The 23268-nt window shown below is 42.1% G+C and carries 23 protein-coding genes; 12 read left to right on the forward strand and 11 right to left on the reverse strand.

Features of this window, described 5'->3' with window-relative positions; genetic code table 11:
• Positions 1-101: 101 nt before the first annotated feature.
• On the reverse strand, positions 102-485 hold the full coding sequence (locus tag ACED20_RS02200) for a hypothetical protein (RefSeq protein WP_294237675.1): 384 nt from the start codon (positions 483-485) through the stop codon (positions 102-104).
• 248 nt (positions 486-733) lie between these two features.
• Positions 734-1870, reverse strand: a complete 1137-nt coding sequence (locus tag ACED20_RS02205; RefSeq protein WP_378103358.1) for an acyltransferase family protein — start codon at positions 1868-1870, stop codon at positions 734-736.
• 186 nt (positions 1871-2056) lie between these two features.
• On the opposite strand from ACED20_RS02205, the gene ACED20_RS02210 reads away from it, so the two are divergent.
• Together ACED20_RS02210 and ACED20_RS02215 are read left to right on the forward strand one after the other, a co-directional pair.
• A complete protein-coding gene (locus ACED20_RS02210; RefSeq protein ID WP_378103359.1) occupies positions 2057-3115 on the forward strand; it encodes a sensor histidine kinase in 1059 nt (352 codons plus the stop codon).
• Entirely contained in the window at positions 3108-3797 is a 690-nt protein-coding gene (locus ACED20_RS02215; RefSeq protein ID WP_378103360.1) for a LytR/AlgR family response regulator transcription factor, read from the forward strand. Before ACED20_RS02210 ends, ACED20_RS02215 begins: the two co-directional genes overlap by 8 nt.
• A 591-nt stretch (positions 3798-4388) precedes the next feature.
• On the opposite strand, the gene ACED20_RS02220 is transcribed toward ACED20_RS02215, so the two are convergent.
• The 6 genes from ACED20_RS02220 to ACED20_RS02245 all read right to left on the reverse strand — a co-directional run bounded on the left by ACED20_RS02220 (position 4389) and on the right by ACED20_RS02245 (position 10299).
• Positions 4389-5744 (reverse strand): hypothetical protein, encoded by a 1356-nt coding sequence (locus tag ACED20_RS02220; RefSeq protein ID WP_294237685.1) that lies wholly within the window; start codon positions 5742-5744, stop codon positions 4389-4391.
• The gene (locus tag ACED20_RS02225) at positions 5745-7109 is read right to left on the reverse strand and encodes a hypothetical protein (RefSeq protein ID WP_294309442.1); all 1365 of its coding nucleotides are present in this window, start codon (positions 7107-7109) and stop codon (positions 5745-5747) included.
• Positions 7110-7160: 51 nt separating this feature from the next.
• A complete protein-coding gene (locus ACED20_RS02230) occupies positions 7161-7493 on the reverse strand; it encodes a DUF4870 domain-containing protein (RefSeq protein WP_294309444.1) in 333 nt (110 codons plus the stop codon).
• Positions 7494-7609: 116 nt separating this feature from the next.
• A complete protein-coding gene (locus ACED20_RS02235; RefSeq protein ID WP_378103361.1) occupies positions 7610-8353 on the reverse strand; it encodes a LytR/AlgR family response regulator transcription factor in 744 nt (247 codons plus the stop codon).
• A gap of 5 nt (positions 8354-8358) precedes the next feature.
• Positions 8359-8562 (reverse strand): hypothetical protein, encoded by a 204-nt coding sequence (locus ACED20_RS02240; RefSeq protein WP_378103362.1) that lies wholly within the window; start codon positions 8560-8562, stop codon positions 8359-8361.
• 48 nt (positions 8563-8610) lie between these two features.
• Positions 8611-10299, reverse strand: a complete 1689-nt coding sequence (locus ACED20_RS02245) for a sensor histidine kinase (RefSeq protein WP_378103363.1) — start codon at positions 10297-10299, stop codon at positions 8611-8613.
• 272 nt (positions 10300-10571) lie between these two features.
• Between ACED20_RS02245 and ACED20_RS02250 the strand changes: the two genes are divergently transcribed.
• The 4 genes from ACED20_RS02250 (at position 10572) to ACED20_RS02265 (ending at position 13810) form a co-directional block, all read left to right on the forward strand.
• The gene (locus ACED20_RS02250) at positions 10572-11060 is read left to right on the forward strand and encodes a hypothetical protein (protein ID WP_378103364.1); all 489 of its coding nucleotides are present in this window, start codon (positions 10572-10574) and stop codon (positions 11058-11060) included.
• A gap of 1 nt (position 11061) precedes the next feature.
• Positions 11062-11535, forward strand: a complete 474-nt coding sequence (locus ACED20_RS02255; RefSeq protein WP_378103365.1) for a hypothetical protein — start codon at positions 11062-11064, stop codon at positions 11533-11535.
• The gene (locus tag ACED20_RS02260; RefSeq protein ID WP_378103366.1) at positions 11513-12019 is read left to right on the forward strand and encodes a hypothetical protein; all 507 of its coding nucleotides are present in this window, start codon (positions 11513-11515) and stop codon (positions 12017-12019) included. Before ACED20_RS02255 ends, ACED20_RS02260 begins: the two co-directional genes overlap by 23 nt.
• A 105-nt stretch (positions 12020-12124) precedes the next feature.
• The gene (locus tag ACED20_RS02265; protein ID WP_378103367.1) at positions 12125-13810 is read left to right on the forward strand and encodes a tetratricopeptide repeat protein; all 1686 of its coding nucleotides are present in this window, start codon (positions 12125-12127) and stop codon (positions 13808-13810) included.
• 117 nt (positions 13811-13927) lie between these two features.
• Here ACED20_RS02265 and ACED20_RS02270 read toward each other — a convergent pair whose 3' ends face one another.
• Positions 13928-14074 (reverse strand): hypothetical protein, encoded by a 147-nt coding sequence (locus ACED20_RS02270; protein ID WP_294199213.1) that lies wholly within the window; start codon positions 14072-14074, stop codon positions 13928-13930.
• Positions 14075-14101: 27 nt separating this feature from the next.
• Positions 14102-14245 (reverse strand): hypothetical protein, encoded by a 144-nt coding sequence (locus ACED20_RS02275; RefSeq protein WP_294199212.1) that lies wholly within the window; start codon positions 14243-14245, stop codon positions 14102-14104.
• A gap of 296 nt (positions 14246-14541) precedes the next feature.
• On the opposite strand from ACED20_RS02275, the gene ACED20_RS02280 reads away from it, so the two are divergent.
• From ACED20_RS02280 to ACED20_RS02300, 5 genes are all read left to right on the forward strand, one after another.
• Positions 14542-14895, forward strand: coding sequence for a hypothetical protein (locus ACED20_RS02280; RefSeq protein ID WP_378103368.1), 354 nt, complete (start codon positions 14542-14544; stop codon positions 14893-14895).
• Between the two features lie 146 nt (positions 14896-15041).
• Positions 15042-17360, forward strand: a complete 2319-nt coding sequence (locus tag ACED20_RS02285) for a TonB-dependent siderophore receptor (RefSeq protein ID WP_378103369.1) — start codon at positions 15042-15044, stop codon at positions 17358-17360.
• Positions 17361-17362: 2 nt separating this feature from the next.
• A complete protein-coding gene (locus tag ACED20_RS02290; RefSeq protein WP_378103370.1) occupies positions 17363-18808 on the forward strand; it encodes an ABC transporter permease in 1446 nt (481 codons plus the stop codon).
• Complete coding sequence (locus ACED20_RS02295) at positions 18809-20155, forward strand: DUF3526 domain-containing protein (RefSeq protein ID WP_294233802.1); 1347 nt, start codon at positions 18809-18811, stop codon at positions 20153-20155.
• A complete protein-coding gene (locus ACED20_RS02300; RefSeq protein WP_294233806.1) occupies positions 20149-20844 on the forward strand; it encodes an ABC transporter ATP-binding protein in 696 nt (231 codons plus the stop codon). The genes ACED20_RS02295 and ACED20_RS02300 overlap by 7 nt, the downstream gene beginning before the upstream one ends.
• Positions 20845-20944: 100 nt before the next feature.
• On the opposite strand, the gene ACED20_RS02305 is transcribed toward ACED20_RS02300, so the two are convergent.
• Positions 20945-21559 carry a DNA-3-methyladenine glycosylase gene (locus ACED20_RS02305; RefSeq protein ID WP_294223158.1) on the reverse strand — a complete coding sequence of 205 codons (615 nt, stop codon included), beginning with the start codon at positions 21557-21559 and terminating at the stop codon, positions 20945-20947.
• A 286-nt stretch (positions 21560-21845) separates the two neighbouring features.
• Here ACED20_RS02305 and gndA point away from each other — a divergent pair, with 286 nt between their 5' ends.
• Entirely contained in the window at positions 21846-23264 is a 1419-nt protein-coding gene (gene gndA, locus ACED20_RS02310) for an NADP-dependent phosphogluconate dehydrogenase (protein ID WP_294223161.1), read from the forward strand.
• The last annotated feature ends 4 nt before the right edge of the window (positions 23265-23268 follow it).

Below are 23268 nucleotides of genomic sequence, written 5' to 3' on the forward strand. Positions count from 1 at the left end.
TTTTTAATGTTTCAAAAGTAATGTATTTTTTACAAAAAGTAAAATAAAGTTTACATTTTGTGAAATGATTCCGATTTAACCGGTAAATAATTTGGCCGTTTTCATTTAGGTTTTGGAAAATACACTGCATTTTCATAAGAGTAAATAACACTTACGATTTCCCATTTCCCCTCTGCTTTTATAAGGTACCAATATTCAATGCCCCAATTATTTACGGTGTTTTTTTCCAGAAAGGAATAATTAAATGTAATACTGGCTACTACATCGTCATTGATGATCCTGATGTTTTCAAATTTTTCCTTTTTACTGCCTTGTTCCATGATATAGCGGAAGAAATTTTTATAGGTATCGCTGAAATAATTTTTGGTATTCCCGGGATCTTTTTCCAGCCTCTTCCTTTGGGATCCGTTTTTAATTACCCCGACCCAGACCACCGGATTTTCATGAAACAGGCGGTGAAAAGTTGCCGAATCTTTTTTGTGCAATTTCAGTTTTTTCTTTGCTAAAATGCTGAGCCGTTGCGAAATGAGAGAACAGCATGAAGATTGTAATACTAATGGTTTTCATATATAAAATTAATCGATGTAACTTTGATTCCAGGCATTGCATGATGTTACTTGTGTAAAAGCCGTTATGTTCTATCGTAGTCATTTGCCGCATAAAAGCATTGGAAAAAGGAGAATACAGTTTATAGAAATCTTTGATTTTTCCACTTTTTAAAGATCCGTGCTGATTATCCTCCGGAATTATTAGCATTTTTTCCTGAAATTTTATTCAAAACTTTATCCTTAACAACTGCCGATGGTTTCTCAATGCCATATCTGAAAAGTAACCCGGCAGATACACAGCCTGCGCAACAAATCAGCAGCACTATGTTTTCAGAGATCCGGATTTCGGATTTAGCTAAAAACAACTGTATAAGATGAATAATGCCTTTGTGGAAAAGATAAATCGCATAAGAAAGAGTTGCCAGCCGGGAAGTTAGAAAATTACTTTTCCTGCTGATAAAAGAAGATGTCGAGATTGCCCCCATCAGTACTAATCCATAGCTTACCGCTATCATTGTAAACCCGAAAACCGAAGCTTGCTCAGAATATTGGTCCCGGCAGAAAATTAATGATACAACCAGTACCATAAAACCGATTATAAAGAGAAAATTCCCTTTAGTATGAATAAATGTCCTGAACTTTTCGTAATATTGAAATAAATATCCAATCAGTACGCCTGTAGCAAGCCCTTCAAGCCGCGTGTATGTAGGATAATAAATATTCATGTACCAGACTTTCCAGAAATCCGGACCGTCAATATAGGGTACAACATTTTCCGTCCAGGCGTAATACCGGAAAAAGAGTGATCCGGTCATCAGAAAAACGGTCCCGGGGACGATCCACCGGATTAATTTTTGTGTAAACAATACCATAAGAATCAGAGGAAGGATCAGGTAGAACTGTTCTTCGATGCACAGAGACCAGGCATGTGAAAAAGTTCCCTCATGAATCACGTCCAGCCCAAAATTCTGAGTAAAGGAAATAAATTTCCAAAGAGGTGGGAGCGATTCCCGTTCCCGGAATAAAGGAAAGCAAAAATACAGGGCCAGTGTAAAAAGGTATGGCGGAATAATGCGGAAAAACCTTTTGGTAAAAAAAATCTTCAGCCCGATTGTCCTGCGTTCCCGGATTTCCCGGAACAGCTGAACGGAAATTAAAAATCCGCTGATCACAAAAAATAAGTCAACGCCCGTCCATCCGATCCAGCCAACCGTATCAATCCATTCCGGGTGATGAAACATCCTGTAGTGATAGATGAAGACAAGGATAATGGCAAGGGCGCGAAGGTGGTCAAGTCCGTAAAATTTTATGGTATCCTGCATAATTACTTTTTGCAAAATTCCTTTATTTATCCATACGATTTCACGACTTCCTGCCAACAGCAAAATTGTGATGACAGGAAACAGGGTTTTGCTTTTAAATGCTTAAAATAGCAGTCCGCATGAATATAAAGGGCTTTGAAATACTTTATGGAGATAAAGAATTTTAAATCCGTAATTTTGAAATTCATGGATATAGCCTTACGATCAAAATTTAGCAAAGCAGCCGGATACCAGATCCCCTTCTGGATCGCCTTGCTGCTGTTTGGGGTGGCGAGGAATTACGGTGAACACGATTATCCGGATTTCAGAGAACTTTTTTACTACGACTTCTGCCACTGGATATTTCAGGTAATAGGCGCGAATTTCATTTATTTTATACTCGTCAGGAAATATTTTGATTCGGGAAGACACTTTGATTGTACCGTCTTTCTTTTAATGAGCCTGTATATCCTGGGTGTCATGAACCGCATCTTCATCGTGTATCTTGCAGAACCTTTATTTGCGGATTATCCTCAAGACAGCCTGGCCGATATCTTTACCGACATTCAATACCTGTTGTTCTGTTATATCCTTCCCATTATTTCCGGAGCTTTTATTTTTACTTCCATCATGTTTATGCTGCGGTATAAAAATGAGAAGCACAGCCGGCTTCAACTGCAGAAGGAAAAGGCCGAACTGGAGCTCAAAGTGCTGAAATCCCAGTTGAATCCTCATTTTTTATTCAATACGTTAAATAATATCTATTCATTGGCACTGTCCGATTCGGAAGCCACGGCTCCGTCCGTCGGCCGCCTGTCCGATATCCTGGATTATGTACTCGGAAAAGGCCAGCATAAAATGGTAAGCGTATCCGAAGAAATGAAAATTATAAGGGATTATATCGGACTTGAAAAACTGCGGTATGATGAACGCCTGACCGTTGGGGTATTGGAAAAAGTTCCATTTCCGGCTTCCTTTCCGCCACTGTTGTATCTTTCGCTGGTAGAGAATGCTTTTAAGCACGGGGCGGAGAAGACCGGGGGAAAGGTTGAGATTTTTATTTCACTTGTTTCCGGTCCTGAATCAGCTGTATTTCACGCTGAAAACAGCTGTTCCGGAAATAAAACGGAGGAGGGGCTTGGAATAGGTCTTCAGAATGTAAGGCAGCAGCTTGAGCTGTATTATGCAGGCCGATATTCATTCGATCTCGAAAAGAGAAAAGACCGTTTTCTCATAACCATTAAAACTCCTTTGCAAAATGATTAAATGTATTCTTGTAGATGACGAACCGTTGGCCATCAGCCTGCTGGAAAATCATATTTCTAAAATGGGAGAACTGAAGATCGTGGCAACTTGTAACAATGCTCTGGAAGCTTACAGGATTCTGCGGGGTCAGCAGGTAGACCTGATGTTTCTCGATATTCAGATGCCTGATCTGAACGGAATTGAATTTTTTAAATCACTCGATAGAAAGCCATCGGTTATTTTCACGACTGCCCACCGAGATTACGCTGTTGAGGGCTTTGAGCTGGAAGCCGTCGATTATCTTTTGAAGCCGATTACCTTTGAACGTTTTTTCCGTTCGGTTCAGCGGATAATGAGAAAAAGCAACATTTTTCCGGAGCCTGATTTCCTGATTTTCAAATCGGGCGGATTTAACCATAAGATTTTGATCAGAGAGATTCTTTATTTTGAGAGCTTTGGGAATGACCTTAAGGTCTATTTTCAGGGTACATCCATTACGGTTTCCAAAAGTACCGTTTCCGAACTTGCCGGCCTTTTATATGATAAAGGGTTTGTTAGGATCCACCGGTCATTTTTGGTCAATACATCCCATATTACGTCGATCAGCAGCCAGGAAATTCTGATGGGAAATATTTCCATTCCGGTTGGCCGGAGTTATAAAAAAGAATTTGAAGATTTCGCCCGGAAGTTTTTAGGGAATTAATCCGTCTATAAAAAATCATGGCAATAAAATGAGATCAAAGTTTCCGAACATGATTTGATCTGTGTCTTTTCTGCATTCATTTTACACAATATTCGATGAAAGCGATTCTTAAGAAAAATTAATCAGCATGGAGATTTTAGGTTCCAGCGACGCACAGCAAATTGATATGTCTTTACTTCATAAAATCAGTGATAACAACAATTAATCTTTATGTTTGACTTCTATCTAACTTAAAAATACATAATAAAAAAAGCTGTCCATGGACAGCCTTATAGGAATATGATTTGGGTATAAATCATTCTTCTGCATGATCGAAGACAATAGGTATTACCTCAAAATACCGACGTTGCCGTTCTTATCCGTTTCAATGACCCCAAAATCGACTCCTCCTTGTTTATCGGTTCCTGCCTGATTGCCGGAATTGAATAGTTCTCTGCTGAAAATTCTATGACGATCATTGGATATATTTCCATTGTTGTTTACATATCTGAAAGCAGATACTCCAAGTCATTTTTTCAGGGAGAATTTTATGGGATGTTCTCAAATTTATCATTTCTTCTTTTAAATAAATTCCAAGTACAAATGAAGATTTTACTGCTGCATAGTGTCATCAAAAAAATAGTTAACCTTACCATTGGTATCAAGTTTTATGATGAATGCATCATTCCCACCCTGTAATGGACCAGATATATCTCCGTTGTTTGAATTGCTTATCCCTGCTGTTACATAACCATTCTCAATAGGGAGCACAATGTTTGCAGAATCATAACCCGTTCCACCCGCCGTTTTTTGCCATACCAGATTTCCCGTATTACTCACCTTTACTATCCACATGTCGGTACCACCATAGTTTCCGGATACATCTCCATCATTAGAACTGGATTCTCCAGCCGTTACAAATCCTCCATCTGTGCTTTTATTAAGAGAAAGTAATTTCTCATAGCCGGTTCCTCCTAAAGTTTTCTGCCACTCTAAAGCACCTGTATTGCTGAGTTTTATTACCCAGAAATCATAATCACCATGGTTTCCAGTGACGTCTCCATCGTTTGACCGTGTGTATCCTCCTATGGCATATCCTCCGTCAGCAGACTGGACAATAGAATTGCCTAAATCTGTATTTGTACCGCCGACAGCTTTCTGCCACTGCAGATTTCCCGAACTATCTAATTTCATAACCACAATATCCTGCTGACCATGGTTTCCTGACACGTTGCCATCGTTTGAATCGCTGTATCCGGTTATGGCATAGCCTCCATCTGTAGTCTGAATGATGGATTGCGCACTTTCCGTACCCGTTCCTCCTAAAGTTTTCTGCCACTGTAAAGTTCCTGTACTGCTGAGCTTAACCACCCACCAGTCGTACCCCCCATGATTTCCTGATACATCTCCGTTATTGGAATTAGAATAACCTGCAACTGCATATCCTCCATCTGTAGTCTGGACAATTGAATAGGCTATTTCATCTTCTGTTCCGCCTAAAGCCTTCTGCCATTGCAATGTTCCTGTGCTGCTGAGTTTAACAACCCAGAAATCGGCTTTCCCGTTATTTCCGGATACATCTCCATCGTTAGAACGGGTATATCCGGCTACGGCATATCCTTCGTCGGTAGTCCGAATTATGGATTGTGCACTTTCCGGGCCCGATCCGCCTAATGATTTCTGCCATTGCAAAGCTCCTGTACTGCTGAGTTTTATTACCCATAAATCAGAAGACCCATGATTTCCGGACACATCGCCATCATTGGAATTGCTAAGTCCGGCTACGGCATATCCACCATCTGCAGTATATGCAGCAGATAAGGCTGCATCATTAAAGGTCCCGCCCAATACATTCCTGTTTTCTTTGAGTGATATTACGGGGGTACCGGCTACCTGTGCCTTTGGCTGGATCCAGCACAAAATGAGTAGAGCAGTAACTGTTACATTATACATTGTTATATTTCTCATTTATAATCCTCTTAAACAATATACATACGCTACAGTTCCTATAACAACGAAAGTATATAAGGTGTGGGTATTGGCAATACTTGGGTTATTATTTACGTATCTAAACGTGAAACCGGATGCCGTAAATGTAGAAGTTCCACTCACCGTCCCTCTTACACTCAGGGTATAGGTTCCGCCGTCTTTGATGTTATTCAGGGTGAAAGCTGTTGCGCTTGCCGTCGTGTAGGCGAGGTTGCTTTTAGAAAAATCGATGGTGGCAGAAGCTCCTGCATTGTAAGCGGATTTGTTGGTCGCCGCACCGTCTACTTCGAGCCTGGATGCAGGAGATGTGGTTCCGATTCCTACATTTACCGCAGATCCTCCCGTTCCTCCTAAAACAAGGCTGTTGCTGGTGCTTACTTTAGCTCCGTACCCGATAGCCGTCGCATTGGTAAGATTATTCGCGTCAGCATCTGCGCCGGTACCTATAAAAGTATTATTACCACCTGTCGTAATGGTCTGTCCTGCCGATGCTCCTATAGAAACGTTGTTGTTTCCGGTGGTATTGTTCCTCCCCGTGCTGTAGCCCAGAAAAGTATTCTCATTTCCTGTCGTATTGCTGTTTCCTGCCTGGTAGCCCATAAAAGCATTATATCCTCCGGTCGTGTTAAGATTTCCTGCCCATGTTCCCAAGAAGGCATTCGCATCGCCGGTTGTACTGCTGCTGCCTGAATTGTAGCCCATAAAAACATTCGAGTTCCCTGTTGTGTTTGCCGTTCCGGAATAGGGACCTACAAAAACGTTGGAGCTTCCCAGGGTATTGGCAAACCCGGCATTGTTGCCCACGAAAACGTTCAGGTTTCCGGTGGTTGTGGATTTTCCGGCACCAATCCCGAAAGTCAGATTATCTGATGCAGCGGTCCCGATATAACCGGCTAAATTATTATTGGTTTTAATGACAAAAGAATGGGCATCGGTGGTTCCGATGAATTTTGTTCCCGGCGCATTGATCGCAGTCGCATCCGTGCCGCTGTTTCCGGTGGTTGCCCATGCGGGAATGTTCTGCCATGTTCCCAGCCCGTTGGCATCGGAAGTCAGCACTTTTCCAGTGCCCTGCGTTCCGTCGGTAATCTTTATCGCTCCGTTTATGTTTCCGTTGCTCAGCTCCAGCCGTGTGGTGGGAGTGATGGTTCCGAGACCAAGCCTGCCTTCTGCCGTAGTGACAATATCATTCGCCTGCTGGATGATGGTTGGACTTCCGGAAGCAGGATTATCTTTTGCACCGTCGATGTGAAGGATTCCCAGTGGATTGGTTGTATTGATACCTACCTGAGAAAAAGCAATCGTAGGCAAAACAACGATCGCTATGGTAAAAAATTTTTTCATTGTATAGAAATAACAGTTTGTCGTGTGTGAAGGAAAGAATAGTAAAGAATATTACTGGTGAAGAAATCCGAATTTTCCTTCAAACATTTTTCCAATCAGCAGAAGCGGTTTTTTTTCTTCATTTGCAGCATTTACGATGCCAATAATCCAGATAATCAGCAATAAGATGCCTATAAGATTAATAAAATAGAGTGATGGAATCAGGGAAGTGATTACCGATAAAGCGATATTTAAAACGATCGAGACAATAAAAAATCCCAGCCCTTGTTCAAGATGATAAGTCACGACATCGCTTTTGGTTTTTTGATCTTTGCAGTTGAAATAGGCTACCAGCCATCCTATGATGGTAATGTAGGATAAAATCGCCAATGTTTTATTACTCATAATCCATTAAATTTTATACAAAAGTAGCAGAAGAGCTCTATAAAGGTGATCGGAACTTGGCTTTCCGGATGTATTGCTTTGTATTTGTCGGGTATGGATTTTTATTTGGGGGATTCTTACTCCTGTTCATTTTTCAGCAGCTTGAAGAAGCATTCCCGGTTGGCCCTCGATAAGGGAACCGTACTTCTGTCCTGCAAAGTAATAATGCCGTCCTTTGAGTAACTTATAATGAAACTGACATTGATCAGGTGTGATTGATGAACCCTCATAAAGAAGGGAGGGGTCAGGATCTCTTCATAATGCTTGAGCGGTTTGGATACAATGATTTTTTTATTATTTTCGAGAAAAAATGTGGTGTAGGAACCGGAAGTTTCACATCGGATAATGTCTTTTAATTTAACCACATGCATGGCTTCCTGCGTAGGAAGGATGATTCGTTCCGGGATGCTTCCCGGTTCTGCCGGAAGAGGCAGCAAGGTATTGAAATGCATCTGATTTTTCCTGTTGTTTTCGATGCGCTCAATCGTGCTTTTCAGCTCTTCCGGATCAATAGGCTTCAGCACGTAATCGATCGCATTGAATTTGAATGCCCGGACTGCATATTCTTCATATGCGGTAGTGAAAATAAGATGAAAGTCCTTGTATTTGATCAGATCGAGCACTTCAAAGCCGGTCCCGTTTTTCAGCTCGATGTCCATAAACACCATATCGGGTTTTAGCCGGTCGATCAGGGTAACGGCATCGGGCAGACCTTCGGCATAACCCACAATCTGTACTTTTTCAGGAACAGCCATTTCCAGCAGCAGGGAAAGGGCTTCTCTCAGATGGTATTCGTCTTCAATAATAACAGCTTTGTACATATTTTTTATAATAATGGGATGTGAAGGGTTACGGTACAGCCGTTTTCAGAGCTTTCCGTTTTAAAATAGGAAAGGGCCGGATCTTTTCCAGAATAGAGTGCGAGCCTTTCATCAGTAATCCGGGTAGCCAGAGGGATGTGGCTTTTCGTCTTTTTATTGTTTTTGGAAGCTTCCACACCGATGCCGTTGTCTTTTATGATGCAGGTCATGGTAGTCTTGGATAGATCCTTTTCAAATGTCAGGACAAGTTTTCCCTTTCAGTTTTCAAGAGGCTTCAATCCGTGTTCTATGGCATTCTCAATGAGCGGCTGCAGCAATAAAGGGGGAATCCGTTCCTGCATGGTAATTTTTCCGCCGAATATGAATTCGTAATCGAATGAATCGTGAAGCCGGAGCTGCTGAAGTTCAATGTAGTTTTTCAGGGTTACAGTTTCTTCCTTCAGCGTAACGGATTCTCTCCTGGAATGATCGAGAATATCGCGGGTAAGCTTTGCAAATTTACTCAGATAATTTATGGCTTTGGCCTTATCACCCTGCAGAATAACACTTTGAATATTCCCAAGGGCATTAAATATAAAATGAGGATCCATCTGCGACCGTAAAAATCTTCTTTCCAGCGACAGCTTTTCCAGCAGGTGCTCCAGGCTGTCTTTTTCAAGCAGATCCAATTTGAGTTTATTGTTGATTTGCTGCTGCCTGAGATTTTCTGCCTGTTTCCGGTAATATCTCTTCCGGTAATAAAAGGAGATATAAATAAAAACCGTGATTAGGAAAAGGACTGCAGCAATTATATAGCCGAGCTGCTCGTTCTTTTTCTGAAGCTTTGTTTCGTTTTCCAGCTGCCGGATCCTGAGCATATTCTTTTCGGATTCAAATTTAATTTCGGCATTCTGCAGATTGTTCTGCAGGTTTTTATCATAGGCTAGACGGTTGTATTTACCAAATTTCTGGTCGTAACTGTAGTAAGAAGCATAATCTTTCTGAGCTGCCGCTATTTCCTTCAGCGACAGGTAAAAGTTGGCCAGCACTTCGTTATCAACTCGAGGAAGACTGTTCTGATAAGCAATTCCTTGAAGAAACATTTCCTTTGCTTTTTCATATTCTCCATTCAGCATAAAATGTTCTGCCCGCATTCCCAGACTGTTTCCATATATATATATTATTCCGTATTTTTTTGAAATTTCTGCCGCTGCCTCAAGTTCTCTCAAAAACAGTTTTTCATCCATCAACCTGGCATGCAACATACATAAAGCGGCAAGGTTAATGTGAAATATGGCAATATTACTTTTACTGGATATTTTAGTAGAATTGGCATCAATAAATGCGCCTGTATGTTTAAAAAAACGTATTATGCTTTTCCAGAGCTTAATATTGTTCCTGTTTTTCTCAGCTGTTGTCATAAGATAAGAGCCGACGGCAAGCCGGGCATGAAGAATACTTTCCGGGTCGTGCGATTTTTCCGCATAGCGTAAAGCTTCATATGCATATTCTTTTGTTTTCGAATTTGAGCCATAGGAAAAAAGATAAGAAATTTCGGAACCTACCTGTGCGCATTGGGTGTAAATCCTGAGTTTTTCGAACAAAGTATAGGCCCTCAGGCGGTACTTTAATGATTCTTCTTTATTGTCGAAATAAGCCTTAGAACTCCCGATAGCCATAAAGCCATATGCTTTTGCTTTTTCGTCTTCGGTTTGAATAGAGATTTTATAAGCTTCTTCTGCATAATCGCTGAATTTTTTAATCTGGTGCAATCTTCTGTACGTAAAAGCTGATAAAGTGAGGCAGATCACCTCATCCCTTTTGGATTTACTGGCTTTTGCCAGGAGTAAGGCTTCTGCCAGAAGCTTTTTACTTTTTACCGTATCCGTAAACCTGTAAGAATGCCCAAGCTCTGCCATTTTCTCTGCCTGCGACCCCTGTGCTTTTATAGATGCGGAAAAACCCATACACAGGATAATTGTCAATAAAGAAAGGCTTATCCGAAAAAGGTGAATATTCTTCATACATAATTCAAATCCGCTACAAATGTAATGAAATGTGGTAGCTTTCAGGTAACAATTTTCTTGAAAAATGATTCAAATGAAAGTGAATAATGCCGGATAACCAACGGGGCCTGCAGAATAGAAACCGAACGTATCCAAATACTGTTTACAGACTTGCCGGAATAAATTTTAGCGGTAATATTGGTCTTAAAAATTTCACCAAATCAAGTTTAAATATGAATTATTCCGGTTATATCAAAAGTGCATCGAAGCTGATCATGGCTGTGCTCTTAGTTATGTCTTTTAACGGTTTCGGACAGGAAGTGAAGAAGCCTGAAAATAAAATCGAACTGTCGATGAAAAGCAGGGAGGGGATTTCAGGCTATATAGCGCGTTCCGTTTCCCTGGCGTTCAGCAATCCTGACAAAGGAATATCGGCAGGTTTCCCGCCATCGGATGATCCTTCCAAAGTCAAAAAATATTTCATCGCCATTGATTTTGAAACCATGGACAATGTCCTTTTAGCACTGCTTACCGATTATGCTAAGGAACTTTCCGGAGAATTAAAAGTTACCTCAGGAAAAGACAACCGACTCATACAGAAAATTGAATTTTCAGGAGCTTCCCTGGACAATTTTTCCGGTCAGTCCTCTGCTGAAGATACACATGCATTCATTTATCTATGGTGCAAGGAAATCACAGTGAATGGTGTAAAACTTAAATAAAATGAAAATGGAAACCGCTATTAAAAATTTCAGAAGAGAAGGAAACCGCTACGTATTGAAAAGGCAATACGGCTTCGCAGTGGTTATTGTCATCGGTTTGTTGGTGATGACCTGGTTTGGCTATCAATCGGGAAATAAAGCCATGATGTGGATCTTTGGAATTCTTGCCGTACTCTGCATGTTGTCGGTTTTTACCGAAAAAATGATCATCGATACGGATTCGCAGACGATGTTTATCAAAAGAGGCCTGAAACCCGCCAGCCATATTCCTTTTGCCGATATTGCCGATTACGAGTTGGGAAGAGTGATCTATATATTTGTTCCTGTAAATACCTCGCTCAATGTCCGGTATGTTTCATCAGGAAAAGAAGCGTATGCTACTATTGCACAGGGTTTTTCAGCACGTGCGATGCAGAGTATCCTGAATGATATTGAAGAAATCACGTTGCCGTATGTCCGCAGAGACCAAATATAATATTAACGATAATGGGAGGGTTTTCGGCTTTATGCCTTATCGTCCCGGCGTCAGGCTTTCGGTAATTGTTCTTTGCATCGTCATTATTCTTGCCGTACTGTTTGCTGTATTTTTTAAAGAAGTCGGCCAGGGATGGCAGGTATTGTTTTTCGTTCTTGTCCCTTATCTTTTCCTGCACAGCCTTTACGATATTTTTATTCGTCCGCGAATCACTTATCTGTTTGACAGGCAGGCCCGGATGGTATATCTGAAATTCCCGTTTATCCAGGTAAAAGAACTGATGCGTTTTGAAGAGGTAACTGTGTTTATCCGGAGCTTCAACAGATCGTGGTTTTATGCAATCGGCGCAAAAAAGAAGTACCTCGTTACCAATTACCGGATCAGTGAGGATTTTACCCAACGTTCTGAGAAAACTTCCGCAGAAACCGATTATGAAAATGCGGTGCTCAAAAAAATAGCGGAAATTCTGGAGAAGAATGGATAGATGATGGCTTAAATCTTTTTTAACGTCAATTCAGAAATAGATTTCATCCCATTTACTGAAATAAACAGGGGCTAATATCAAAATTTTAAATAAAATTCGTGGATTATGAAACAGGATCTTAATTCTTTAGCCTGGAAAGCATTCGAGGAACATGATTATGGCACAGCTGCAAAATACTGGGTCCGGGGATATGGCCTTCCGGACGATGAAACGGAACTGGAAAAAGTATTTCAAACCGTTAATGAATTAAATGAAAAATCGCTCCATCCTGATCTTTGTGCCATTCTGGGACTGATTGCGCTGGATCACAACGAAATTTTTGAATACGACCGGGAACAAGCATTGATAAAATGCATCGACTGGAGCATCCGCGGGCTGGAAAAAGATCCTCAGCATTATACCTGCAGCAGGAACGCCGGTTCCGCTCTTTATTGGCTTAACGATACAAAAGGAGCATTGCAGTATTACCTCAGGAGTGATGCCATATATCCTTCACCGGTTCTGCAGATCCGTATTTTCAACATCCGGCATCAGGGTGAAGCGCAGCCCGATTTTTCAGAACTGAATATCTCATGGAGTACCCATTCCGCTATGGAAGCATATAATGCCGGAGTAGAAATCAACCGGATTTTGGAAGCATATCCCGGAATGCCCTCGTCTGAGCATCAACGGCTGACCCATGTAAAAATACAGATGTATGAGCGAGCCTATCAATTGTATAAAAGTGCTGTCCTGACGGGAGACGGAGATGTACTGAACAATGATCCGCATACTTTTGCCATGTGCTGCAACAATCTGGCCCGCGAATTTAATTTTCAGGGTGATTACCACAGAGCCATTGAAGTGACTACCGAAGGAATGGCATACAGTTCTTTCATGTACATTCTCCTGAACCGAATGAACGGCTATGTACACGCCGGAATGCCTGCAGAAGCCAAAGCGGACGGAATCATGCTTTTTGATAAATACATGGAGCAGATGGATATTTTTACTGACATGAGTGTTGCCGACAGCATCTGCACCAGCTGCATAGAGCTTAAACAATATGATGAAGCAATGGAATGGGCAGATTACGGTCTGGAAGTTTATTATCAACTAGACCCGACAGACCCTGTAATGCAGCATGAAGATATGACCCGATGCATCACCAACTTTTTCATCCAAAAATCGAAGACAGTCACGGCGTTGGGGCTGGAGGCAGATCCTGCCGGCGATTCCCGGCAGGCCGATCAGCTACTGGAAGCCATGCCGGATAATCCCAGTCTGATGATCAGCAGGGCAGACAGTTTTGTACAGGAAGGGCAGTGGGAAAAAGCCATAGAATGCTATGAACAGGCAATCCATTTCGGACTGCAGCAAAATCGTGAAAGATCGGTACAGGTCGCTCTGTATAACAAAGGATATATTCAGGAGGTGCATTTGCATGACAGAGCCATGGCATTTGACAGCTTTGAGCAGAGCATCCGTCATGGAAACAGAGATTTCTGGTGTTTCTACTGGGCCGTCCGCTGCGCCTATTTCCTGGAGGAGAATGAGAAAACGATATGTTACGGATCGGAAGCTCTTTCGGTATTGCCTGAACAGGAAAATGTGACTGATGATGTAATAGCGGAAATCTACGGGCATATCGGCGCTGCACAGATCGACCGGGAGCGTTATGAGGATGCTCTGACGAACCTTGAAAAATATTTACAACTGAATCCCTTACCACATACACAGAACAACCTGAAAATTACCCGCGAATACGCCGGAAAAAAGGGAGGCTTTTTCAGAAACCTGTTGGGAATATAGGTATTGTTCCCCGGTGATCAGCAACACGCAAAGGTTATAAATGGAAATGTAAAACAAAACCTGCAGGAATTATTCGTTCTGCAGGTTTTGTTTTACCTAAAATAAAATTTGTAGATGTTAACTCGTTACAGGGCAGGCAACGATACAGATTACCCACGGGCATCGTTTGATTCCCGGAGGAGGGCAGCATTCTTCGGAACAGCCTGAAGCACCGCCGTTGATTCCTTTCAGCTGGTCCCTTGAGATTTTTTTATAATTTTTCATAATAAAAAGTTTGGGTTGACTATCAAATTAAGGCTGGTTTCCGCCGCCGCATCCGTCATAAGGCCGGCACTGCCATTTACCGCCGATAAAACATAACTGACCGCCCGGACATGTAATTCCGCCTGTAATGGTCTTCATTTCCTGTCTGTTGATCTTTTTTAAATTTTTCATAAACATAAGATTTGGTTCTTCTCGAAGATAATAAATTTCTCTCAATTGGAATACACTATGCCGGGAAATATTTTGTATTGGCAGGATCATTTTATCGCCGATCCTCATGATGTTGCTGTTTGAATACGATTTACGTACATTGTATTTGTAATTTTTTTAGCTTATTTCCGGATAAAGTAGCGGTCTTTCTTTTAATTTTTTTGTTTTATGATGAGATATTTACGTTAATATTTACTCCATATCGCAGCATCGGAGCGCTCCATAAAAAAAATATATTGTAATTTTGTGCTTCCGGTATGCAGAAAATTCTCAAAACTTTCTTTGTTTTCTCTTTGCTGACAGTATTTTTATATAATGTCAGCGGGATCAGTGTATGCATTGAACACGCAAGGCATGCTAAAAATTTTGCTGCAAAACTGAAGGATCAGAAAACAGGAAAAGGCACCTCCATTTCTCAGGATGATGAATGCCAGTGTGCTATTCATATGCAAATGAATCATGTATTGCTTCCGGAACCTATGGTTATTGATCTGCCGCACTGCGATACCTTTTCAGGAGAGATGGCCCATACAAAAGCCATTGCCTATTACTGCTTACTCGATTATTTCAGTTCGAGGGCTCCGCCGCATTCTTTTTTAGCGGTAGCATAGTTTAAATCATAAATTATTATTCCGCAATCTAATGCAGATCTTCCGGTCTGCAGGGCAATATCTGTGACCTTTTGGATCAGTTTACTGATGCAGAGGGTATTTCAATAATATCTGACACGCTGATGTCAGAATCATTCTTATTTTAAATGAAAACCAATTTGTATTATAACAGGGAACTGCAAAAATGTATTCCCGGCAGAAAGCATACGCTTTCGGCAGCTCTATTCTGCTTTTCATCTGTCTTTTTTACCGCACAGCAGAAACAGGCCGATTCGGTCTCGGTGACCATCCGGACTGTTGAGGTAATCGGGCGTAAATCCCGAGATTATGTTTCAGATTATTCTTTTGCGGCTACCAAGATTGCGATGAAGAATATGGATCTTCCTTTAACGCTGAATACCGTAACCAAAGAACTGATGAATGACAGGCAGGCTTTTCAGCTGGGAGATGTCATGAAAAACGTAAGTGGTGTTTCCCCTTCCAGCTATTACAACCAGTACAGCATCCGTGGAATCAGCCAGAATGAGGAAGGGCAGATCATCAACGGAATGAGGACCCGCCAGAATTATTTCCTTCAGCCCATGACGTCCAATATAGAGCGGGTGGAAGTATTTAAAGGCCCTGCGAGTATTATCATGTCGAGTGCAGATCCTGGCGGAACCATTAATATGGTGACCAAAAAGCCGCTGCCGAATCCGCGTCGTGAGATCAGCTTTTCCACGGGAAGTTTCAATACTTACCGCACAACTGCAGATCTTACCGGCCCGCTTAACAAAAGCAGAACACTCCTGTACCGATTCAATGGTGCTTATCAGGATGCAGGTTCTTTCAGGGAAAATGTAAACAATAGCGGAATGTTGCTTTCCCCCTCGATCACTTTTATCCCTGATGAAAAAACTTCCGTTAATGTTGAGCTCATTTACAGCGACCTCCATGGCAATCTGGACCGCGGACAGCCTATTTTCGGTGCGGTAGCGGGAAAAACAGATCTTAACAGTACGCCTAGAAGTTTAAATCTCGGTGCCCCGGGCGATTTCTTTAAAACCAGAGAGCTTATCATCATGGGTTCCCTGTCACATTATTTTACGAAAAACATCAGTTTTAATGCATCCTACATGAAACAGTTCTGGCAGGAAAACCTTCAGGAACACCGCACCACAAATACTTTTGTCCCAGACATCAGCAATAATCCCGTTTCCAGTCTGGCCATGATGCAGTTTGTTCAGCGGAAACAGCGTTGGGAAGTAGATAATGTAAATGTGTATTTTAATTTTACTTATAAGACACGGGCATTTTTCCACCAGACACTGGTCGGTTACGACAGCCAGATCTGGGAAAAACAGGATGGTGGCCGGCAGGATGCAGCCAGAGGGTTTATGCTCAAGGACGGAACGGTAGCTTCTTCTTATAATCCTGCTAATGCAGATCTTTATCAGACCATGGAATACAACGGAATCGTATTGCCGAAACCCAATGTTTATCCTTTTGATCTCAGCCCTGGTGCTCAGAATCATCGGGAAACAGGAGCATACGTTGTAAATGTCATCAATCCTCTGCCGCCTGCACTTACCAGTACCCACGCTGCTTATCTCCAGCATCTTTTAACATGGAAAAAATTCAAATTGCTGGCAGGATTACGCCAGGAATGGTTCCGGGATATTACCAATTTTAAAAACGATAACCAGACCTCGTTCGATAATTCAAAACTGCTTTACAGGATCGGGTTAACCTACAGCCTGACGGATGACATTAACATCTACGGGACATATCTTACAGGTTATCAGCCCCAATCCAATACCGTTTCACTGATGCCCAATACGGGGAATTTTACAGGCTCGGTATCCGCCGCGAAATTCAGGCCTTTAACTTCCGATCTTAAAGAGTTCGGGATAAAAGGCCGCCTTTTTAAAAAATTCTCCCTGAGCCTGGCGGTTTACGAAATCAATCAGAGAAATATCCTCATCAATGCCAATAACCCTGCAGAACCGGATGAGCTTGTACAGCGGGGTGCCGACCGCAGCCGGGGTTTTGAAACGGAATTTACCGGATATATCCTTCCGAACTGGCATATCTACGGCGGTTACAGCTACATCGATGCGAAAATTATGAATGATGCGAATCCGGTTCTAATCGGACAGCGGAAAGAAAATACCTCGAAAAATTCGGTGAATCTCTGGAGCTGTTACAACTTTTCAAAAGTTTCCTTTCTGAAAGATCTGGGAATAGGGATAGGAATGCTGTATCAGAGCTCAAAAGTTCCATGGTTTACCCGGAGTTTTGAGCTTCCTGCATATGCAACTCTTGATGCCGCATTGTATTACTCACTTTTTAAATCGAAACTTCAACTGGCTTTGAATATCAATAACATCACAGATAAGGCATACTGGATCGGTGCACAGAATTACCTGCGCCTGTTTCCGGGGGCACCGAGAAATTTTTTACTAACTGCAGCCTATAAATTTTAATTATGACAACATCAACATTAAAGCTGATCATCAGGAAAACGCGGCAGGACCTGATGAGAGGGAAACAAAACCTGCTGATTTCCTTCACCATTATTCTGTTCTGTATGCTTAGCATCGGGATCGGATTTACAAAATATACGGAAACCAATGCGCAGGTGCAGGAATACCGCCGGCAGGTGCGCGACCAGTGGGAGCACAGGCCCGCCAAGCATCCGCACCGGATGGCCCATTACGGATATCTTGTTTTCAGGATGGCACATCCGCTGAGCATTTTCGATAACGGGCTGGACGATTACCTTGGGAATGTGATCTTCCTCGAGGCCCACAAACAAAATTCAGCCAATCTTTCGGAGGCGGGCAGTTCAGGGATCCTGGTACGTTTCGGAACATTCAGCAGTGCGTTCATCTTACAGTGCATTGTACCGCTGATCCTTCTGTTTTTGGGATTCGGCCTGATTGCGCGGGAACGTGAAGATGCCACCTTAAAGATCCTGAGCACACAGGGTGCATCCGGGACAACGATTGTAAAAGGGAAAATCCTGGGGCTCTGGCAGTTTTCCCTCTTGTTCCTGCTGCCTGTTTTGCCTGTTGTTCTGGTAGCAGCCCTAATGTCCGGAATGAGTGGGATTGCAGATGTTTCAGTCCGGCTGCTTACTATTTTACCGGGATACCTCATCTATTATTTCTTTATCTCTACTGTAACGGTCCTGGTTTCAGCAGTCAGCAGGAGTTCTTCGCTGGCATTGGTAGGCCTGATCGGGAGTTGGCTCCTTCTGGTAATTTTTTTGCCGAAAGGAATTCAGTTTGCCGCACAGAACCTGTATCCTGTACCTTCTAGAATAGCCTTTGAAACCGCACTGGAAAAGGATATTCTGAAAGCAGGGGACAGCCATAATCCGGACGACCCGCATTTTAAAAAAATAAAAGATTCCCTGCTCGCCCGTTACAAAGTAAATGCGACCAGCGAACTGCCGTTCAATTACAGTGGTTTTGTGATGAAAGAAGGGGAAAAGATAAGTTCTCAGATTTACATCCGGCATCAGAAAGCATTGGAAGAAACTTTCCGGAAGCAACAGCGCTTTTCAGAAATAAGTGCATTCTTCGATCCGATGATGGCCGTTAAAAATCTTTCCATGGCTGCTTCGGGAACCGATTATTTCTCATATACCGGATTTCAGAAACAGGCTGAAGAATACCGTTACCGCATGGCGCAGAAGCTTAACGAACTGCAGATTGAAAAGATCAGTAACATAAAACCTGAAAAGGGCGGACGTCCCGCTATTGTGGATGCCGGAAACTGGAAAAAATTCCCTGATTTCAAATATCAGCAGGCATCTTTTCGGGAAAGTATTACGGAGCAGTGGATCTCTGTGGCTGCACTGGTTTTTTGGCTGGCAGTCTGTGTGGGAATGATCGAAACAATAGGACGGAATTTAAAATTAATCTAAATGAAAAATTATTTATATAAACTGTTTTACCGGAATAAAGCTTATGTTGCGGCACTGATTTTCCTTTTTGCGGCAGGAATGATGTCAATATATACCGGGAAAAAGTTTCTGGAAAGAAATCAGGATATTATCGGCAAAAGCAAACAGTTTCAGAAAGAAAGCATCAGGAAAAATGCAAATTACCATAAAGACGACCTGGGGCTCATCTTGTATTATGTAAAATTTAATCTGATTAATGAAACGCCGGAACTCGCGGCCCTGAATATCGGAATGCGGGACGTGAACCCATCCGTTCAGGGCGTAACGATACGGAATCTGGAAGAACAACGGTATAATGCAGATTTTTATAATCCGGCCAGTGCGGCGGCAGGAAATTTCGATTTCAGCTTTGTCCTCGTTTTCCTTTTCCCGCTGATTATTGTGGCTTTCTGCTACAACCTGATTTCAGAAGAAGAGGAAAGCGGCCGTTGGAAACTGCTTTCGGTGCAGAGCCGTCATCTGGGAAAGCTGCTGGATGTAAAATTGTTCATCCGTTTCTCTGCAGTAAGTATCGTCTATTTTTTGCTGGTTTTTGTTGCGGCTGTCTGGATTTCCATTCCTTTCAACAGTTTTTTTCTTGCATTTATTATTACCGGATGGCTTTATCTTATTTTTTGGTTTATGCTCTGCCGGTGGATTATTTCGTTCAGGAAATCGTCTGCTCAGAATGCCCTGATCTTACTTATCGTATGGGTAAGCATGAATTTTATCATTCCGATGAGCAGCAATATCCTGATCCAGAAATTTTATCCTGTTCAGGAGTCTCTGAAGGCCGTGATGCAGCAGCGTGAGGGGTATCATAATAAATGGGATGAACCGAAACAGCCGACGATGCAGAAATTTTATACAGCTTATCCTCAGTTTGCAAAGTTTACAGTAAAGGAAGACGATAGCTTCTCATGGACCTGGTATTATGCGATGCAGCACATGGGCGATCTGGAAGCTTCCTTTTCTTCGCAGCAGTACAATGAAAAAATGGCAAAACGTAATGAAGCAGCAAAAATATTAGGATATTTTCTTCCGAATATTCATACGCAGCTAGAGGGCAGCCGGCTTGCAGAAACGGGAATGGAGAATCACCTGGCTTTCGGGGATGCATTACGGAAATTCCACGAAGAAAAACGCCTGTTCTTTTATCCGCTGATATTTTCAGGCAAGACACCGGATGCGGTAAACTGGAATTCGCAGACGGTAAAGACGTTCCATGGTGCCGAACCTTTGGATCCGGCCGTTTTATTTTTTCCTTATCTGCTAATAATTATTATACTTCTTATTCTTTCACAAAATAAATTCAGAAAATTATGCTAAAAATCATCAACCTTCATAAAAAATACAATGATTTTACTGCACTGCGATCCCTTAACCTTGAAGTGGGAAAGGGGGAGATCTTTGCACTGCTCGGGCAGAACGGAGCAGGAAAGAGCACGACGATTAATATTCTTTTGGGACTTATTAAAGCCACTTCCGGAGATGCATTCATCAATAATATTTCCGTAAAGGACCATCCTCAGGACATAAAAAAGCATCTGGCCTATATTCCTGAAACCGTATTGCTGTACCCCAATCTTACCGGGATCGAAAACCTGGATTTTTTCTCTCAGATAGCCGGTTTTTCATATACGGAGGAGGAGCTGGCCAACTTTCTGAAGCGGACAGGATTACAGGAAACAGCTCATCATAAAGCTCTTGGAGGATATTCTAAAGGGATGCGCCAGAAAGTAGGGATTGCTATTGCCCTTGCCAAAGATGCCAAAGTGCTTTTGCTGGATGAGCCTACCAGCGGACTCGATCCTATCGCTACGGCAGAATTTACAGAAATTGTACGCCAACTGGGCCAGGAAGGGCGTACGGTTTTTATGGCTACCCACGATATTTTCAATGCAGTGAGTGTTGCCACCAATATAGGGATCATGAAGCAGGGCGAACTCGTTCAGTATCTTCCCTCCAAAGATTTCTCAGCATCGGAACTCCAGGGGCTGTACCTAAAGACGATTTAAAGTAAAGTATATATCGAAATCCTGATTCCGTATCAGGATTTTTTGTTTCATCTTAGGAAATACATGCGGTCCGAAGATGTTGATAGCTATAAAATGATAGTTATACGGATTTAACCTTTTTACTCACATAAGGATTACTCTTGATATAAAACCGCAACGGCAGAAGCGCATGTTCCTCTGCATAGGCAATTCCAATCCGGGGAACAGCAGCAATTTCTTCCGGAGCATATCGGTTTCCGATATCTTCGATCCAGATTTCATCCCCGGTTACGTCTTTTTTGTTGAATGCGCCATCGATACCCAGGGCTTTTGTAAGGGAACCCGGACCTGAAGAAACCGCACTATTCCTAACGGGTATTTTTCTTCGCTGCTCTATAATTTCCGGTCCTGCAAACGGCTCAATGGATCTTATCAAAACACATTTCGGATCATCAATTTCCGAAACAACGATATTCAGCAGGTGATGAATTCCGTAGCAGAGATAAACATAGGTAAAACCACCTTCTCCATAGATGATTTCCGTTCTGCCTGTCCTGCGGTTTCCGTAAACGTGCGACCCTTTGTCATCGATCCCGAAATAAACCTCCGTTTCTGTGATGATTCCTGCAGTAATGTTCCCTTCTTTCTTGGTGTATAAAACTTTACCCAAAAGGTCTTTTGCCAGAAATTCAGCATCGGGATTCCGGTAATAGGAAGGTTTCAGTTTTCGGTTCATTGATTTCAATTAAAAGAATTTTTAAAGGTATTAAAAAATTTCTCTATCCGCTTATCGTATTTATCCCATTCGTAATAAGATAATCCAACGGAAAACATTCCGTAAAACGATGTATTTTTAACTCTGTAAAATATGATAAGGCAGATGTGTAGGAATAATGTATTGTATTATAAATGAGGCGTAAAGGTAGGTGGTGAATAATTTTTAGACCTTTTTATTTTTTTACTAAAAAGCATTTGCGTAATTTTATACTCCGTATAATAGAATTCATATTAATAACAAGACAATGGAAAGATATAATTACGGGATGATCGGACTCGGAGTGATGGGAAGGAACCTTCTGTACAACATCGCAGAGAACGGTTTTTCGATTGCCGGATTCGATCTGGATACAGAAAAAGTACGGGAACTTCACGAAGGAGCAACGCCGGAAATGGATATTAAAGGAATCGGTTCCCTGAAAGATTTCACAGCAGCACTTGAAACCCCAAGAAAAATCATTTTAATGGTTCCCGCAGGAAAGCCGGTAGATGCCGTCCTTGAAAATATTACACCGCTGCTTAGCGAAGGTGATATTGTAATCGATGCGGGCAATTCTTATTTCAGGGATACTGAAAGGCGCATTGCCGATCTGGCTGCCAAAAATCTCCATTTTATGGGAATGGGTGTCTCCGGAGGTGAAAAAGGAGCGCGAAAGGGTCCCAGCATTATGCCCGGAGGTGATCCTGAAGCTTTTAAACTCCTGAAACCCATGCTGGAAGCAATTGCCGCAAAAGTTGATGGTGAAGCCTGTACGGCTTATATGGGTAAAAGCTCTGCCGGAAATTATGTGAAAATGGTTCATAATGGTATTGAGTATGCTATCATGCAGCTCATCAGCGAAGCATATGACCTTCTGAAAAGAGGAGCCGGCCTGAACAATGATGAACTTTATGAAGTTTTCAGAGACTGGAACAACGGCGAAATGAATTCTTTCCTGATCGAGATTACCCGTGATATTTTTCAGCAGAAAGACGATTTGGCAGATGGTTATCTGGTAGATCACATCCTGGACAAAGCCGGAGCGAAAGGAACCGGAAAATGGACTTCCGAACAGGCTATGGAAATCGGTGTTTCGATCCCGACAATAGATATTGCTGTTACTTCAAGAATTTTATCGGCCTATAAAGAAGAAAGAATCAAAGCTTCCCAACTGTATACGGAAAAAGAAATTACGGTTCCGGAAAATAAGGAACTGTTCATCAGAGAAGTAGGCGACGCATTGTATCTTGCTACCCTGATAAGTTATGCCCAGGGCCTTGCGCTGCTGGTAAAAGCTTCCGAAGAGTACAGCTTTGAAATTCCTTTGAAGGATGTCGTGAAAATCTGGAGAGGCGGTTGTATTATCCGTTCCGTACTGTTGGAAAAGTTCTATTCTGCCTATACTGAAAATGACAGCTTAAGCAATATTCTGTTGGATGAAGCAATTTCCCGGATTGTAAAATCAAAAATCAAGGCATTAAGAAGTACGGCTGCTTATGCAGTCTCCAATGGGGTTTCAAGCCTTGGGCTTCAAACCGCTTTAGGATACTTTGACGCCTATACAACTGAATCTCTTCCGGTAAACCTGATCCAGGCACAGCGTGATTATTTCGGAGCGCACACCTATCAAAGAATCGACCGTGAAGGTATTTTCCACACCTCGTGGGAAAGTGTAAATAATTAAATTC

This window comes from Chryseobacterium sp. sg2396, from assembly GCF_042610505.1.
Taxonomy (GTDB): domain Bacteria; phylum Bacteroidota; class Bacteroidia; order Flavobacteriales; family Weeksellaceae; genus Chryseobacterium.

Excerpts from the sequence above, each read along its gene's own strand:
- ACED20_RS02205 (WP_378103358.1), bottom strand. The coding sequence starts at position 1,870 with ATGCAGGATACCATAAAATTTTACGGACTTGACCACCTTCGCGCCCTT.
- ACED20_RS02210 (WP_378103359.1), top strand. The coding sequence starts at position 2,057 with ATGGATATAGCCTTACGATCAAAATTTAGCAAAGCAGCCGGATACCAG.
- ACED20_RS02215 (WP_378103360.1), top strand. The coding sequence starts at position 3,108 with ATGATTAAATGTATTCTTGTAGATGACGAACCGTTGGCCATCAGCCTG.
- ACED20_RS02220 (WP_294237685.1), bottom strand. The coding sequence starts at position 5,744 with ATGAGAAATATAACAATGTATAATGTAACAGTTACTGCTCTACTCATT.
- ACED20_RS02225 (WP_294309442.1), bottom strand. The coding sequence starts at position 7,109 with ATGAAAAAATTTTTTACCATAGCGATCGTTGTTTTGCCTACGATTGCT.
- ACED20_RS02230 (WP_294309444.1), bottom strand. The coding sequence starts at position 7,493 with ATGAGTAATAAAACATTGGCGATTTTATCCTACATTACCATCATAGGA.
- ACED20_RS02235 (WP_378103361.1), bottom strand. The coding sequence starts at position 8,353 with ATGTACAAAGCTGTTATTATTGAAGACGAATACCATCTGAGAGAAGCC.
- ACED20_RS02240 (WP_378103362.1), bottom strand. The coding sequence starts at position 8,562 with ATGACCTGCATCATAAAAGACAACGGCATCGGTGTGGAAGCTTCCAAA.
- ACED20_RS02245 (WP_378103363.1), bottom strand. The coding sequence starts at position 10,299 with ATGGGTTTTTCCGCATCTATAAAAGCACAGGGGTCGCAGGCAGAGAAA.
- ACED20_RS02250 (WP_378103364.1), top strand. The coding sequence starts at position 10,572 with ATGAATTATTCCGGTTATATCAAAAGTGCATCGAAGCTGATCATGGCT.
- ACED20_RS02255 (WP_378103365.1), top strand. The coding sequence starts at position 11,062 with ATGAAAATGGAAACCGCTATTAAAAATTTCAGAAGAGAAGGAAACCGC.
- ACED20_RS02260 (WP_378103366.1), top strand. The coding sequence starts at position 11,513 with ATGTCCGCAGAGACCAAATATAATATTAACGATAATGGGAGGGTTTTC.
- ACED20_RS02265 (WP_378103367.1), top strand. The coding sequence starts at position 12,125 with ATGAAACAGGATCTTAATTCTTTAGCCTGGAAAGCATTCGAGGAACAT.
- ACED20_RS02270 (WP_294199213.1), bottom strand. The coding sequence starts at position 14,074 with ATGAAAAATTATAAAAAAATCTCAAGGGACCAGCTGAAAGGAATCAAC.
- ACED20_RS02275 (WP_294199212.1), bottom strand. The coding sequence starts at position 14,245 with ATGAAAAATTTAAAAAAGATCAACAGACAGGAAATGAAGACCATTACA.
- ACED20_RS02280 (WP_378103368.1), top strand. The coding sequence starts at position 14,542 with ATGCAGAAAATTCTCAAAACTTTCTTTGTTTTCTCTTTGCTGACAGTA.
- ACED20_RS02285 (WP_378103369.1), top strand. The coding sequence starts at position 15,042 with ATGAAAACCAATTTGTATTATAACAGGGAACTGCAAAAATGTATTCCC.
- ACED20_RS02290 (WP_378103370.1), top strand. The coding sequence starts at position 17,363 with ATGACAACATCAACATTAAAGCTGATCATCAGGAAAACGCGGCAGGAC.
- ACED20_RS02295 (WP_294233802.1), top strand. The coding sequence starts at position 18,809 with ATGAAAAATTATTTATATAAACTGTTTTACCGGAATAAAGCTTATGTT.
- ACED20_RS02300 (WP_294233806.1), top strand. The coding sequence starts at position 20,149 with ATGCTAAAAATCATCAACCTTCATAAAAAATACAATGATTTTACTGCA.
- ACED20_RS02305 (WP_294223158.1), bottom strand. The coding sequence starts at position 21,559 with ATGAACCGAAAACTGAAACCTTCCTATTACCGGAATCCCGATGCTGAA.
- gndA (WP_294223161.1), top strand. The coding sequence starts at position 21,846 with ATGGAAAGATATAATTACGGGATGATCGGACTCGGAGTGATGGGAAGG.